This window comes from Novosphingobium sp. BL-52-GroH, from assembly GCF_044813085.1.
Lineage (GTDB): Bacteria > Pseudomonadota > Alphaproteobacteria > Sphingomonadales > Sphingomonadaceae > Novosphingobium.
In genome coordinates, this window is the sequence record NZ_CP171152.1 from 2,969,089 (window position 1) to 2,983,356 (window position 14,268).

A 14,268-nucleotide genomic window follows, 5' to 3' on the forward strand; every position below is an offset into this window, starting at 1 on the left:
CCGTGCCGCGTCTGTCCTGTCGTGCCAAGGCAACCCTGGCGGTTGCGCTCGCCCTGCCGCTGGCTATCGGCCCCGGTGCGGCACAGGCGCAGGAAGCCAGCGTCGCGCCGTCCGCGCCGGTGCCGGTGGGCGTCGTGGTCAACGGGCAGGCGATGGCCGAGCCCGGTCTCGTGCTGGTGCGTGACGGCCGCCTCATGGCGCGCAGCAGCGACCTCGCCGCCTGGGGCCTGACCGGCAGGACCATCGCGCCGGCGACGACCCTGGAAGGTGAGAGTTACGTCGCGCTCGACCGTGTGAAAGGCCTCGTCGCCCATCTCGATGCCGATGGCGCGACCCTGCTCGTCGATGCCGACGTCTCGCTGTTTCCCCGCCTCGCGGTGGGGGCCGCCCAGCGGACTATCCCGGTCGCCGCCGCCGTGCCCGCGCAGTTCCTCGATTACGATCTCACCCTGTCCGACTGGAACGGCCAGGCGCAATTGACCGGCCTCCTCGATGCCGGATTTTCAGGGGCCTGGGGCGTCGCCGATTCGAGCTTCCTGGTGGACAGCGACCGGCGCGGCGTGGTGCGCCTCGACACCTCGCTGCGCCGGGACTTTCCCGACCGGCGGATGCGCCTCGTGCTGGGTGATGCGCTCGGCCGCGGCGCGCCCTGGAGCCGTCCTGTCCGCTACGGTGGCGTGTTCCTGGGCACCGACTTCTCGCTCGACCCGCAGGCGATCAACTTCCCGCTGCCGGTGATCTCGGGCAGCGCGCTCACCCCCTCGACGGTCGAGCTGCTCTCGCAGAGCACGCGCCGCGCGCTCGACGTCGGGCCGGGGGCGTTCGACCTTTCGCTGCAACCCCGCCTGACCGGAGCCGGACAAGTGACCATGAGCGTGCGCGACCTCGCCGGGAACACCCGCCAGGTGACGCGCAGCTTTTACGCCAGTTCCAGCCTGCTGCGCCCCGGCCTGAGTGAATTCGCGATAGAGGCGGGCGCGCTCCGCCGCGATTTCGGCTTCGACAGCTTCGCCTACGGCCCGCTCTTCGCCGCCGCCGGCCTGCGTCGCGGCATCACCAACGCGCTGACGCTGGAGGGCCGCCTCGAAGCGAGCGCCGCCACGCGCATGGCCGGCCTCGGCGGGACGATGGTGATCGCGCCGTTCGGCGAGGTCTCGGTTTCGGGCGCGGTGTCGCAGGGGCAGGCTGGCACCGGCACGCTGGTGCGCGCGCAGGCCCAGCGCATCACCCCGGTCTACACCCTGAGCGCCAGCTACGAGCGTGCCGATGCCCGGTTCCGCCAGGTCGGGGAGGGGCGCTTCAACGGCGGCGGGCGGAGCGAGCTGGCAGTGGCGGCGGGCCTCGCGATGGGGATGCTGGGCAGCATCAACGCCAGCTACGCGCGGCTGCGGCAGGGCATTGGCGGCGATGCCTCGAGCCGCTTCGACCTCGCCTCGGCCTACTATGCCACGAACATCCGCGGCGGTTATGTCTCGGTCGGCGTCCAGCATACCACGCGTCGCGACGGCGACCGGGGCCAGCGGGCGAGCCGCAATCTCGGGCTTTTCGGCTCGCTCACGGTGCCGCTCGGACCGCGCCGCCATGTCGGAGCCATCGCCGAGCAGGGCCGCGCCGCCGTGACCTTCGAGCAGAACCTGCCGGACGACACCGGTCTCGGCCTGCGCGGCCTTGCCGGCGTCGACCGCGGGTCGGCCTGGATCGAGGGCGGGGTTTCCTACCGCACCGGGGCAGGCGACGTGCGGATCGACGCGGCGCAGCGCCAGGGCCGGCAGGGCGTGCAACTCAACGCCAGGGGTGGGTTGCTGCACGTCGACGGGACCCTTCTGGCGAGCCAGCACATCGACGAGGGCTTCGCGCTGGTCGATGTGGCGAGCGACACCCCGGTGACGGTCCTGGTCGAGAACCGCGCACGCCCGCGCAAGGCGGGCCAGGGGCGCAGCGTCATCGTCACCGGGCTGCAGCCTTATGCCGAGAACCACATTTCCGTCGACGCCGCCGACATGCCGATCGACGCTGCGCTCGACGCCCAGGCACAAGCGATCGCGCCCGGCTGGCGGCAGGCGGTGCGGGTGCGCTTCGGCGGTGCGGGCGAAGTGGGCGCGCGGCTTCGTCTCGTCGATGCGCATGGCGCCCCGGTCCCGACCGGATCGACCTTCGCCTGGACGGGGGGCAGCGGCATCGTAGGCTACGACGGCGAAGTCTGGATCGACGACTACGTCGGTGGCGCCGTGCTGCGCGTGACCGGCGCGCAGGGGGCCTGCCGCGCCGTCGTGCCCGTGCTGTCCGGGGAAGCCCGCCTCATGGCGGCCACGCCGGTCGCCTGCGCCTCGGAAAGCGAATGGGTCGAAGGCGGCAGGCCCCCTGCCGAAGTGGCCCTCGCCGAAAAGGACGCAACGCCATGAACTATTCCACGATCGTCCGCACCGTCGTCGCGCTGGGCGTTCTGGCCGGGGGACTGATGCCACCCGCGCCGGGATCGGCTGCAGGCTGCCTCGTTTGCCTCTGCAGCGTCTCGACCACGCCGCTGAGCTTCGGCACCTACAACCCGGCCAGCGCTACGCCCAATGCCGCGACGGCGACGGTGACCGCAAACTGCATTTCGGTCAGCGTGCCGATGAACGCCTCCGTCGACCTGAGCCTGAGCGCAGGTACTTCGGGCACGGCTTCCGGGCGGCAACTGGCGAACGGCGCCGCGCGGCTGAACTACAACATCTATCAGGACAACGGCTACGCCACGATCTGGGGCAACGGCAGCAACGGCGGCCAGTTGCAGACGATGATGATAAACAACCTGCTGAACTTCAACGCATCGAAGACGGCCTATGGCCGCATACCCGCCCGCCAGTACCCGAAGCCGGGGGCCTACAGCGATTCGATCGTGGTGACCTTCACGTTCTGAAGGGAGCCGCCGCCCGCGGATCAGTGCCGGGGCGACGATGCTGCCGTTCGCGCCGCTTCGACCACCCCGGTGCATGCTCCGAACCCGATCGAGCGGAAGCCGTCGGCCTCGAAGCGGCCGGACAGCGTCAGCTCGTCGCCGTCTTCCAGGAAGGCGCGGGTCTCGCCGGTGGGCAGGGCGATGCGGCTGGCGCCGTTGCGGGTGATCTCCATCAGGCTGCCTTGCGAATGCTGCTCCGGCCCGGAGATCGTGCCGGTCCCCAGCAGGTCGCCGGTCTGCAGCGCACAGCCGTTCGAGGCGTGATGGGTCACCATCTGCGCGATGGTCCAGTACATCGAGCCGGCAGAGCCGTGGCTGAGGCGCAAGGGCGCGATGCCCTGTGCCCGCATCGCCGCACTGGAGAGGTGCGCTTCCAGCGTCAGCGCGAAGGAACCGGCCGCCTGGTCGGCCTCGTCCCACAAGTAGGGCAAGGGGCGCGGGTCGCCCTCGGGACGGGGCGCCTGTGCGCGGCGGAACGGGGCGAGCGCCTCGTTCGTCACCAGCCACGGCGAAACGGTGGTGAGGAAGTTCTTGGCAAGGAATGGGCCCAGCGGCTGGTACTCCCACGCCTGGACGTCGCGCGCGGACCAGTCGTTGAGGAGGGTCAGGCCGGCGATGTGCGCAGGAGCCTCGGCGATCGGGATGGGTTCGCCCAGCGCATTGCCGGCGGCGATCCAGACGCCCAGCTCCAGTTCGTAGTCGAGCCTGGCGGCGGGGCCGAAGCGGGGCTCCGTCGCATCCGGTGCCCGGGTCTGGCCAAGCGGCCGGACGACCGCGGCACCGCTCGGCCGGATTGTCGAGGCGCGGCCGTGATAGCCGATCGGAACGTGCTTGTAGTTGGGCAGCAGCGGGTTGTCGGGGCGGAACAGGCTGCCCACCGTCGTGGCGTGATGGATGCCGACATAGAAGTCGGTGTAGTCGCCCACGGCGGCGGGCAGGTGCAGCGTCGCCTCGGCAACGGGCACCAGCAGCGGCTCGATGCGTCCGCGCTCCGGCGCGTCCTTCGCCAGCAGGGCGGAGACGGCCCGGCGCAGCGCCGTGCGCGGGCCGGCACCCAGCGCCAGCAGCGCGTTCAGGGCCGGTGCCTGGGCCGCCGATGCCGCTGCCAGCGCCTCGCCGTGCAGTAGGCCGGTGCCTGTCAGGGCGGGAAGGTCGAGGATGTACCCGCCGATGGCGATGCCACCGCGCGGAGCCTCGCCCGGGCGCGAGAACACCCCGAGCGGCAGGTTCTGGATCGGGAAATCGCCGGAGCCATTCGCGCCCTCGACCCAAGACAGGCGGTCGGCGTCGTGGGTTTCGTCGATTACGCCGGATGCCGGCCGGGGGGGCTTGGCCATGTCGGTCCTCTCCTTGTTTGGACCATCCCTACAAGGATCGGCGCATGCCGTCAGCCCCCGCGCCGACGGTTCAGAAGATCGGCCAGGCCTTCCAGACGCTGAACAGGCTGGTCGAGATCAGCACGATCGAGACCGCGATGAGCAGAATACGCGGTTTCATGCGCTTGGCGAACAGGGCACCGAAGGGTGCTGCGATCACGCCGCCCAGGATCAGGCCGACAGTCGCGGTGGTGAAGGCCGAAAGGCCGATGGTCGCGATGAAGGCGACCGAGATCGAGGCAGTCAGCAGGAACTCGGCCGTGTTGACGGTGCCGATGGTCTTGGACGGCTCGCCGCCCTGGACCAGCAGGTTCGACGTCACGACCGGACCCCAGCCGCCGCCGCCCGCTGCATCGAGAAAGCCGCCGGCCAGCGCGAGCGGGGCGGTGTAGCTGGGGTCGGCGAAGCTGGGCTTGCGCATGCGCATGGCACGGATGAACAGGTAGAAGCCGATCCCCGCGAGGTAGAGCATGACGAAAGGCCGGGCCACCGACGCGTCGATGCTCGACAGCAGGTAGGCGCCGGTCACGCCGCCGGCGATGCCCGCCGGTACCAGTCGCCAGAACAGGCCCCAGTTGACGTTGCGGTGGAAGATGTGGCTCAGGCCCGAAGTCCCGGTCGTGAACAGCTCGACCAGGTGCACGCTTGCCGAGGCGGCCGCCGGCGCGACCCCGACCACGCTCACCAGCAGCGTCTGCGTAATCACCCCGAAGGCCATGCCGAGAGCGCCGTCGACGATCTGCGCGGCGAAACCGATGGCGATGAAGGGGGCGATCGCGGCCAAGTGGCCCGGCAGATCGGCCAGTAGCGAATCGAGCATTCATATTCCTCCCGTGGCGGGGGTTGGAGCAGGTAGAAGCGGATTGCACCAGCCCGCGTCCAGACAGGAGCGGTGCCGGCATGGGCTCGACAGAGCCCGGGAGCGGGTAGCAGCAAGGCGTCCCGCGCGGCGGCAGGGACTTCCGGTGGACCAGTGTTCCCGGCTGCCTGAGCGCGGCGTCAGTTGGAGAAGCGGCGACGCTCGGTGACGTCCACCTGCATCAGCTTGCCGTCGTGGACGGTCAGCTGGATCACGCCGAAACGCAAATGCTGCAGCGCCTCGATGACGTGCTGTACGCCTTCGTTGAGCAGCGGATGCTCGCCGGCGGGTGCTTCGTTGGTCTTGGCAATGCGCATGCGCGTCTCCTCTCGCATCGCGGGGGCAGCCGTCCCCGAGAAGGTCAATGCGCCCTCCTATTCTCAATCTAATAAGTTGACAACGGGGTCGGTGGCGTAGCTTTGCTTTCAGTGCCGAAAGCTGGCGACCCAAGGCCGGTGGAGGTAGACGAACGACCTGCTGCCGGACCCGATCCGGAACGACGATCAGCCGGCTTCCGCGACTGCTTCCAGTCCTGCCGCGGCCGGGACCAGTTCGATGGCGTCGTTCAGGGTCACCCCGTCGAGCAGGGTGGCGGTGGCGTCACGAACCTGGAGCATGAGCGCGCGGGTGCGGCAGTCCTTTTCCTCGACGCAGTTCTTGCACGTCTCGTGCGCGAAGCGGCTGGCGCAGGGAACGAGCGCCAGCGAGCCGCGCATCACCCGGATGAGGTCGCCATAGGTGATGTCGATCGGCGGCACGCCCAGCCAGTACCCGCCGTCCTTGCCGCGCTGCGAGGCGACGATGCCGAAGCGCGAAAGTTCGGAGAGGATGACGGTGAGGAACTTGGCCGGGATGTTCTGCGTCTCGGCGATGTCGGTCAGTGGGATCGGACCCTGGCCGTACTTGTCCGCGAGGTGCTGCATGGCCCGGATCGCATAACGGGTTTTCTGCGAAAGCATCGGTGCAATTCTCGCAAGGACTTGATTGTTTCACTTGCTCCAGTTGGCCCGGTGTCGTCAACCCGTCTTGCCTGCCAGGAGGGCTGCACGAGACCCAACAACGGTGGATTACTCGTACAACGTACCGGCGGCCGGGCCGGTTTCAGAAGCCGCCACCATCATCCCCCTCGTCGGGGGGCCAGTACCAGCCATGCGTCTCGACCATGATCGAAGGCACCGGAATGCCGCGCGCGTCCTTGGACGGACGGAAGCGAAAGCGCTCGGTGATGAGGCGGCAAGTCGTTGCATCGAGCGATGGCCGGCCGCTTGAGACGAGGATGCGGCAGTCGCTCACGCGCCCGTCGACGCCGATGCGGTAGCGCAGCTTGAGTTCGCCGCCGGTTTTTTGCTCGCGCAAGTCCGGCGGCAGGTCGGAGAAGTGCAGGCGGCCGCGGATCTGCCTGGGGCGCGTCACCGCATCGCCGTAGCCGTCCCCGTCGCCATCCCCGCCACCACCGTCGCCATCGCCGATGCCGCCCGCGCCCTGGCCGGGGCCGAGCCGGTCGGAGGCGCCGCTCTGCGCGGCCGAGCCGGTGCCGGCGCGCTGTGCCGCAACGATCGGGGGCGGCACGATCAGCGGCGGCAGGCGTGTCGGCGGGGCGACGACCTGGGTTGCCTTGTTGCGCAAGTTGGGAGGCGAAGGCCGGCCCTTCGCTGCGGTCGAACTGGCTTTGGCGGGGACTTCGCGGCGCTTGGGTTCCCTTGGCGGGTCGCGCAGCGGCAGGATCGCGGCGAGCGCCTCGCGCCGCTCCTGCTGGGTCATGCGGGCCGCGAGGCCGGCCACCAGCGCGAGCACGCCGCCCGCCACGATCAGCAACGAGGCCAGCGCTGAAAGCGCGCGGGTGCGGGCGGACGTATACACCTCTTCGCATCTCCTCGGGTAATACAACCCGGCAGGCCCACGGATGGTTTCGGGAGGGGCCGGGAGGCAGCGGGCCCGTCCGGCGAAACCGGCGCGACCGACGAAAGGGCAAGCGAAAGATCGATTTGGAAGGAACGCGGAACCTTGCCGGACTCTGGCCGTTTACTGGATCAACAAGCACACTTTTCGGAGACGGTACAATGACCCTTCTTCTCATCCTCATTGTCGGCGGCATCATCGGCTGGCTGGCATCGATCCTGATGCGCACCGATGCCCAGCAGGGCATCTTCCTCAATATCGTCGTCGGCATCGTCGGCGCGCTCGTCGCCGGTTTCATCATCACTCCGCTGATCGGCGGTGCACCCATCACCAGCGGCGCGTTCGACATCATGTCGCTCTTCGCCTCGTTCCTGGGCGCGGTGGTCCTGCTGGCGATCGTCAACCTGTTCCGTCGCGGCTCGGTTCGCTAAGCCACGCGGCCGGGGCCCGGTGACGGGCCCCGCGCAGGAGGCTGGCGCGTCCTCCTGAAAATCCCGCGCCGCTACGATAACAGAGGGAAAGGAATTCTCGCCATGAATGCCATCACCATGCCGCGCCTTGCCATGATTGCAGTCACTTCCGCCTCGCTGGGCCTTGCTGCCTGCAACAGCCCGCAGCAGGAAGCCACCGAGAAGGCCGCGGACGCGGTCGAGGCGCAGTCCGAAGCGGCGGCAGATGCGATCGAAAACCAGGCCGATGCGACCACCGGCGCTGCCGAGGATGCGCTCGATGCCAAGGCGGACGCGGTCGAGAAGGCGGGCGACGCAAAGTCCGACGCCATGAAGGACCAGGCTGAGAAGCAGAACTGACGACCGATTTCCACGGTCTGACTGAGCGGCGCCCGCCCCCCTTGCAGGGTGTCCGGCAGTCACGGGAGAGGATGGCGGCAACCCCGCCATCCTTTTTCGCATGGGCGTCTCGATTCATGAGCAGGGCGATAAAATCGCCGCGAAATCGAAAAGCCACTATTGCACGCTTGAATTGTTGTGCCGCACGACAGAAATAGGCGCCGTGTCCCTTCGGGCGTCCCGGTGCCTCGTGCGCCGTCGCCGCAGCCAAGCCTTTGATAACCTGAACAGGAACCGTGACCATGACCATTGCCCTGATGCCGCTGCCCTACGCGCAGGACGCCCTCGAACCGCACATCTCCGCCAAGACGCTGGAAATCCACCACGGCGCCCATCACAAGACCTACGTCGACAAGCTGAACGCCGCGATCGAAGGCACAGAGGACGCCGGCAAGTCGGTCGAGGAGATCGCCAAGTCCGCCACCGGCCCCAAGTTCAACAACGCGGCGCAGATCTGGAACCATGGTTTCTACTGGTACTCGCTGTCGCCTGAAAAGACCGAGCCCAGCGAGAGCCTCGCCGCCGCCATCACCAACGACTTCGGCTCGATCGAGGCTCTGCTCGAGGCGCTCTCCAACGAGGCGGTCAACCACTTCGCCAGCGGCTGGGCCTGGCTGGTCGTCGAGGGCGGCAAGCTCAAGGTCATTTCGACCCATGACGCCGGCACCCCGCTGACCAGCGACGTGAACCCGCTGCTGACCATCGACGTGTGGGAGCATGCCTACTACATCGACCAGATGAACAAGCGCCCGGCCTACGTGAAGACGGTGACCGAGAACCTCATCAACTGGAAGTTCGCGTCGGACAACTTCGACCGCGGCACCCCCTGGACCTACCCCGCGTAAGTCCACGCCCGGCGGCAATCGAGGCCCCCGTTTCCGGCAAGGGAAGCGGGGGTTTTCGTTTGTCCGCCGCGTACGTCGCGGCGCCTGGGGATGGTCACGCGACAGCCCTCTCCCGAAAAGCCACCCAAGGTTGACCGCCACCTGCCGCGCCTGCGAAGAACCGGCGCGCAACAGGGGGAAATAGATCGTGAATCGCGCGTGGATCACGCTGGGGCTGGTGGTGGGAGGGACCATCGTCGGCCTGATGGGCACCGACCTCGTGCTGCCCGCGGTGCCGCATTTGCCCGAGGCGCTGGGCGGCGACCCGACGCGGGCGCAGCTCGTGCTGGCGGCCTATGTCGGCGGGTCATGCCTGGGCCTGCTCGGCTTCGGAGCCCTGGGCGACCGGGTGTCGACCGCGCGGCTGTTCGTCGGCTCGCTGCTGGCGACCGCAATGGCGTCGCTCGCCTGTGCAATGGCCACGAGCATCGAGGCGCTGATCGTCCTGCGGGCGGTTCAGGGCGTCGTTTCCGCCGCACCGGCAGTCTTCGCCCCGGGTGTGGTCAAGGCGATGTTCGACGAAACCCGGGCGGTGCGTGCGATTGGGTTCCTCGCCAGTATAGAATCGCTGGCCCCCGCCCTCGCGCCGATAGCGGGGGCAGGACTGCTGGCGCTGGGCGGATGGAGCCTGAACTTCGAGGTCATGGCGGGTGTCGCGCTCGTCGTCGCGGCGCTGTTGGCGGCGACCGGCGGGGTCCCGCAGGTCGGCCGACGCGGCAAGGGCAGCTTCGCGGCGCTGCTGCGCGACCCGACTTTCCTGCGCTATGCGATCAGCCAGGCGCTGGTGCTGGGAGGGCTCCTGGTCTTCGTGTTCGGCATGCCCACCGTGTTCGTGCGGGTCCACGGCGGGACACTGGCGGACTTCATCGTCATGCAGGTCTGCGGCATCGCCACGTTCATCCTTGCCGCCAACCTCTCGTCGAGCCTGGTCGCGCGGATCGGTGCGGAGCGGGTCCTCGCGACCGGGACCTGGCTGGCGGCCGTGGCGGCGCTGGGGCAGTTCGCCTATGCGCTGGCGGGGGGCACTTCGGTGCTGGCGATCACGCTGCTGTTCGTGCCGGTCAACACCGGGCTCGGCCTGCGCGGACCGCCAGGCTTCTTCCGCGCGATCCTTGCCAGCCATGGCGACGATGCGCGCGGCAGTGCGCTGGTCATCCTCTTCGTGCTGGCGGCCGCCGCAGCAGGCACCGCGCTCGTCTCGCCTTGGATCGAGCGCGGCACCGTGCCCGTCGCTGCGGCGGCGCTGGCCTTTCATGTGGTTTCGGTATTGTGCCTGCTGCTGCTGCCAAAGCTGCGCGAGGACGGCGACATCAGCCCGTCTTGCGCGCCTTGACGACGACGGGGGTTCCGGGCTTGCGTGCCTTGACGTCCAGGCCCTCGGCCTCGCCGTCGAGCATCCGGGCGAGGTCCGCGCGGGCGCGGGCAACGCGGCTTTTCATTGTGCCGATCGGGCAGCCTGCGATCTCGGCGGCCTCCTCGTAGCTGAACCCGGACGCGCCCACCAGGAGCACCGCCTCGCGCCGTTCGGGAGCGAGCTTCTGCAAGGCATCTTCCATGTCGCCCAGATGGAGCGGGCCTTCCTGGTCGGCCTCCATCACCAGCAGGCGCTCGGCCACGCCCTCGTCCAGATCCGTCAATCGGCGCGAGCGGCGCAGTTCGGACAGGTAGTGGTTGCGCAGGATCGCGAAGGTCCAGGCGCGCATGTTGGTGCCGGCCTGGTAGCGTTCGCGTGCGGTCCAGGCCTTGATCGCGGCTTCCTGGACCAGGTCGTCGGCGAAATCCGATCGTCCCGAGAGACCGCGTGCGAACGCGCGTAGGTGGGGAAGGACGGAGAGCAGCTCCTTGCGAAAACCCTCGTCGGCGGGAGAGACCTTGATCCGCTCAGGCATCGTCGCTGTCGTCCAGCTTCTTCAGGAGATCCTTGAAGCTGTCCGGCAGCGGTTCTTCCACCACGGAGTTGTAGAGCTTCCTCAACCCCCCGGCCCAGCCGGGTTCTCCATCCTTGCGGACTTCAGGCGGCAGGCCCGGCATCCGGCCGGGGTCACCACGTCCATTGGGCTGACTCAACACGAACTCCCTTTCACCGATGCACACTTGCTGCGAGACCGGGTAACGGTCAAGCCCGGCGCGCGGTCTCGATCTTCGGCACTGGGCCGGCGGTCGGGCGCTTCGCGGGTTTCGTCCTGTCTGCAAGCCGAGCGGACGTCGTTTGATGATTGGAACAATCCACGCCGAGCATGGTTCCCCCGAGCATAAACTGTGGCATAGCGTGAAAATGCTGCGGTCACTTTTGACCGTAGGCGTGGGGTCTGGAGTACAGGAACTTGCTGGGTGATTGACCAGGCTCTGCTCGACAGGGTGCAGAAGCAGGCGTGGTTCCACAAGTACCCGCGCGGCTGGCCATTCCTGCTTTTCCTGATCGCGAGCATGACCACCGCCGTGTCGGTCATGGCCATCGAAAGGGCGGACAGGCAGACCCGCGCGGTCGAACTGGATCGCAATCTCACCGAAATTTCCTCCGCCCTGCAGCGCCGCGTGACCGAGAACGTCGCGCTACTGCGCGCCGGCAGCGCCCTGTTCGCCACCCAGGAGGAGGTGTCCGCCGAACAGTTCGCCGAATTCGCCCAGGACCTGCAGGGAGACGGCACGCTCTACGGCTCGCTCGGCATGGGGTGGGCACCGATGATCGCGGTCGACCACCTGGCGGAATTCGAGTTCGGGCTGCAGACCTCCGGCCAATCCGACTTCACCGTCGACCCGCGCCCGGAGCCGGGCCAGAAATACGCCACGCCGATCGTCTATCTGCAGCCGGAATCGCTGCCGAACCGTCGCGCACTGGCCTACGACATGTTCTCCGACCCCGCGCGCAGCAAGGCGATGGAGCGCGCGATCGCGCGGCGGGGCCCGGCGGCGACGGGCATGGTGCAGCTCGTGCAGGACCGGGGCGAGCCGAAGGCGGCGGGCTTCCTCATTTACATGCCGGTCTTCGCCGAGCGGGGCAGGGGGCGCACGGTCAAGGGCTTCGTGTTCAGCCCGTTCCGCGCCCAGACTTTCCTGGCTTCCGCCAGCGAGCTGTACCGCAACGATTCGATCGACGTGGCGATCTACGACGACCACGTGGCGCCCGAGACGTTGTTGGCCGAACAGCGCGCCGACGGCATCACCGGCCCCACGATAGAGCGGCGTATCGACGTCGGCGGCCAGGCCTGGGTGGTCCAGGTCGGCGACCGCAAGGCCGGGGCGCTGTCGACGCTGTCGCGCATCACCCTGTTCTTCGGGGCGATCGCCTCGCTCATGGTCATGGCGATCGGCCGGCTCATCACCAAGCGCGCGGCCGAGGACCGCATCGTCCTCGAATGGCTCACCAGCCAGGCCTCGATCCGCAATTCGCTGACGCGCGAATTGAACCACCGGGTCAAAAACACGCTGGCCAATGTCCTGTCGATCGCCGCGCTGACGCGCCGCCGCTCGACCGACATCGACGATTTCACCGACAGCCTGACCGCGCGCATCCGCGCCCTGTCGGCGACGCACGACCTGCTTTCGCAGTCCAACTGGGGCAATGCCGCGCTGGGCGACGTCGTTCGTTCGGAACTCGCCCCCTACATGGAAGGGCACGAGAGCCACGTCGCCACGTCCGGCCCGGAAATCAAGCTGGCGCCCAACGATGCCATGTCGCTGGGCCTGGCCATCCACGAACTGGCGACCAATGCGGCGAAATACGGCGCACTCAGCACGATCGAGGGGCGCGTCCACGTGGATTGGGATCTGCTCTCGCCCGATCTGGCCGAGATCCACTGGCGCGAGGAGGGCGGTCCGCCCGTCGGCGAGCCGCGCAAGCGGGGCTTCGGACGCGACCTGATCGAGAAGATCGTCGCTCACGAACTGAAGTCCGAGGTCGACCTGCGGTTCAGCCCCGGAGGCGTCGAGTGCCGGCTGAAAGTGCCGGTGCGGGCCAGTCGCGAGTTCGTGTTGCGCAACGAGCGGCGATAGCGCAGCCTGCGCATTATCGATTGCTTAAGTCGACCCGCACTATTCCCTGTCCATCTCAATGGCGGGGGGAAGTATGGACGAGCGCAACTGGAGTCGACATCTAGTCGAAAAGGAAGTTGTGTGCCGCATCGGCGGGACGAAGAGCAGGGTATTTCTCTACGACCTGTCCGCAGGCGGCTGCATGATCGAGCTGGGCAATGCGCGCGATGCGCTGGGCCATGCCGTGGCGATCGAGCTTTACGAACGGGAGACCGCGCGCGGCGAGATCGTCTGGCAGTCCGGTCGTTGCGTCGGCGTCCGCTTCGCAGTGCCGCTGCACGAGGCCGTGGTGCGTCACGTCGGCTTCACGCCGCCGGCGATTCCGTTCGAGGAACAGGTTCCGCGCGACCGTTTCGGCCGAGTCCTGCCGCCGCTCGATCCCGGCGACGCGCAGTATCTGGGGTTGTGACGAACGGGGATGGCGCCGTCGCCCCGTCGTCCCGGACGTAATCCGGGACGACGTACGATTTGCAGCCTTTTCCGACCGTCAACCGAGCGGCTTGCTCGAATTGAAGAACAGCGCCTGGCTGATCTGGGCGCGCACGGTAGCTTCCTGGAACGGCTTGGTGACCAGGTAGGTCGGCTCGGGCCGCTCGCCCGTCAGCAGGCGCTCGGGATAGGCGGTGATGAAGATCACCGGCACGTCGCCGAACTTGAGCAGGTCCTCCACCGCGTCGATGCCCGAGCTGCCGTCGGCGAGCTGGATGTCCGCAAGGACGAGGCCGGCGGGGTCTCGCGCATAGATTTCGACGGCCTGGGCATGGGTCGCGGCGGTGCCGACGACGGTGTGGCCAAGGTCGGTGACGAGGCCTTCGAGCTGCATCGAAATCAGCGGCTCGTCCTCGATGATGAGCACGCGGGTCGCGCTTTCGCCTTCGATCTCGACGATCGCCTGGCTGACCAGCGCGTCCACTTCGTCGACCGAGAGATCGAGGATCTGCGCGGTCTCCTCGCGCGAGAATTCCTCGACGGTGGTGAGCAACAGCGCCTGGCGATGGGTCGGCGCGATCGTGGCGAGGCGCTCCTGCGCGGCCTGTTCGTGCCCGCCGCCGCCGCCGGCAAGGCCGGGCTCGTCGACATGGCCGGTGGCCCAGATGCGGGTGAAGGCGCCGTAGAGCGCGGCACGGCTGCGGGCGATCGCCTCGCGCAGCGAACGGTCGGCCAGCGCCGCCTCGAGCGTCGCGCGCACGTAAGCATCGCCTGAATGCTGCGAGCCGGTGAGGGCGCGAGCGTAGCGGCGCAGATAGGGCAGCTGGATCGCGATCTGGTCAGAGACGGACATTCATGTTCCTCAGGCCTTTGGGGATATCATTCCCGATTGCACGTCGATGGGCGCCCTTGCGCCTGCGGGCCGATGTCATTTGTCTGACTCCGCGAGGCAGTTAGGGCAACCCGAAAATTTTTCGCGATGAGCCGGTTATGATGGAACCAA

Annotated in this window: 16 protein-coding genes; 8 read left to right on the forward strand and 8 right to left on the reverse strand. The window is 68.2% G+C overall.

The features are described 5' to 3' along the window. The first annotated feature begins 2 nt into the window (after nucleotides 1–2). Nucleotides 3–2,402 carry a fimbria/pilus outer membrane usher protein gene (locus ACFFDA_RS26960; RefSeq protein WP_404480332.1) on the forward strand — a complete coding sequence of 800 codons (2,400 nt, stop codon included), beginning with the start codon at nucleotides 3–5 and terminating at the stop codon, nucleotides 2,400–2,402. Beyond that, nucleotides 2,399–2,899 (forward strand): spore coat U domain-containing protein, encoded by a 501-nt coding sequence (locus ACFFDA_RS26965; protein ID WP_404480333.1) that lies wholly within the window; start codon nucleotides 2,399–2,401, stop codon nucleotides 2,897–2,899. Before ACFFDA_RS26960 ends, ACFFDA_RS26965 begins: the two co-directional genes overlap by 4 nt. Nucleotides 2,900–2,919: 20 nt before the next feature. On the opposite strand, the gene fahA is transcribed toward ACFFDA_RS26965, so the two are convergent. From fahA to ACFFDA_RS26990, 5 genes are all read right to left on the reverse strand, one after another. Further along, complete coding sequence (gene fahA / locus ACFFDA_RS26970) at nucleotides 2,920–4,275, reverse strand: fumarylacetoacetase (RefSeq protein WP_404480334.1); 1,356 nt, start codon at nucleotides 4,273–4,275, stop codon at nucleotides 2,920–2,922. A 70-nt stretch (nucleotides 4,276–4,345) separates the two neighbouring features. Beyond that, entirely contained in the window at nucleotides 4,346–5,134 is a 789-nt protein-coding gene (locus ACFFDA_RS26975) for a sulfite exporter TauE/SafE family protein (RefSeq protein WP_404480335.1), read from the reverse strand. A 179-nt stretch (nucleotides 5,135–5,313) separates the two neighbouring features. Next, nucleotides 5,314–5,490, reverse strand: coding sequence for a YezD family protein (locus ACFFDA_RS26980; protein WP_404480336.1), 177 nt, complete (start codon nucleotides 5,488–5,490; stop codon nucleotides 5,314–5,316). A 186-nt stretch (nucleotides 5,491–5,676) separates the two neighbouring features. Next, on the reverse strand, nucleotides 5,677–6,132 hold the full coding sequence (locus ACFFDA_RS26985; RefSeq protein ID WP_404480337.1) for an RrF2 family transcriptional regulator: 456 nt from the start codon (nucleotides 6,130–6,132) through the stop codon (nucleotides 5,677–5,679). Nucleotides 6,133–6,274: 142 nt separating this feature from the next. Beyond that, entirely contained in the window at nucleotides 6,275–7,033 is a 759-nt protein-coding gene (locus ACFFDA_RS26990; protein ID WP_404480338.1) for an energy transducer TonB, read from the reverse strand. Nucleotides 7,034–7,233: 200 nt separating this feature from the next. Between ACFFDA_RS26990 and ACFFDA_RS26995 the strand changes: the two genes are divergently transcribed. The 4 genes from ACFFDA_RS26995 to ACFFDA_RS27010 all read left to right on the forward strand — a co-directional run bounded on the left by ACFFDA_RS26995 (nucleotide 7,234) and on the right by ACFFDA_RS27010 (nucleotide 10,137). Continuing rightward, nucleotides 7,234–7,503: a GlsB/YeaQ/YmgE family stress response membrane protein gene (locus tag ACFFDA_RS26995; protein WP_404480339.1), complete on the forward strand. Its 270-nt coding sequence runs from the start codon at nucleotides 7,234–7,236 to the stop codon at nucleotides 7,501–7,503. A gap of 102 nt (nucleotides 7,504–7,605) precedes the next feature. Beyond that, entirely contained in the window at nucleotides 7,606–7,881 is a 276-nt protein-coding gene (locus ACFFDA_RS27000; RefSeq protein ID WP_404480340.1) for a hypothetical protein, read from the forward strand. Between the two features lie 281 nt (nucleotides 7,882–8,162). Further along, nucleotides 8,163–8,765 (forward strand): superoxide dismutase, encoded by a 603-nt coding sequence (locus tag ACFFDA_RS27005; protein WP_404480341.1) that lies wholly within the window; start codon nucleotides 8,163–8,165, stop codon nucleotides 8,763–8,765. 187 nt (nucleotides 8,766–8,952) lie between these two features. Next, complete coding sequence (locus ACFFDA_RS27010) at nucleotides 8,953–10,137, forward strand: MFS transporter (protein WP_404480342.1); 1,185 nt, start codon at nucleotides 8,953–8,955, stop codon at nucleotides 10,135–10,137. On the opposite strand, the gene ACFFDA_RS27015 is transcribed toward ACFFDA_RS27010, so the two are convergent. Next, nucleotides 10,115–10,693, reverse strand: a complete 579-nt coding sequence (locus tag ACFFDA_RS27015; protein WP_404480343.1) for a sigma-70 family RNA polymerase sigma factor — start codon at nucleotides 10,691–10,693, stop codon at nucleotides 10,115–10,117. The two genes, ACFFDA_RS27010 and ACFFDA_RS27015, sit on opposite strands and share 23 nt — an antisense overlap. Continuing rightward, complete coding sequence (locus tag ACFFDA_RS27020) at nucleotides 10,686–10,871, reverse strand: NepR family anti-sigma factor (protein ID WP_404480344.1); 186 nt, start codon at nucleotides 10,869–10,871, stop codon at nucleotides 10,686–10,688. The genes ACFFDA_RS27015 and ACFFDA_RS27020 overlap by 8 nt, the downstream gene beginning before the upstream one ends. 264 nt (nucleotides 10,872–11,135) lie before the next feature. Between ACFFDA_RS27020 and ACFFDA_RS27025 the strand changes: the two genes are divergently transcribed. After that, complete coding sequence (locus ACFFDA_RS27025; protein ID WP_404480345.1) at nucleotides 11,136–12,797, forward strand: CHASE domain-containing protein; 1,662 nt, start codon at nucleotides 11,136–11,138, stop codon at nucleotides 12,795–12,797. Between the two features lie 73 nt (nucleotides 12,798–12,870). Then, nucleotides 12,871–13,245, forward strand: a complete 375-nt coding sequence (locus tag ACFFDA_RS27030; RefSeq protein WP_404480346.1) for a PilZ domain-containing protein — start codon at nucleotides 12,871–12,873, stop codon at nucleotides 13,243–13,245. 78 nt (nucleotides 13,246–13,323) lie between these two features. Here ACFFDA_RS27030 and ACFFDA_RS27035 read toward each other — a convergent pair whose 3' ends face one another. Then, nucleotides 13,324–14,118, reverse strand: a complete 795-nt coding sequence (locus ACFFDA_RS27035; RefSeq protein ID WP_404480347.1) for a response regulator — start codon at nucleotides 14,116–14,118, stop codon at nucleotides 13,324–13,326. Nucleotides 14,119–14,268 lie beyond the last annotated feature (150 nt).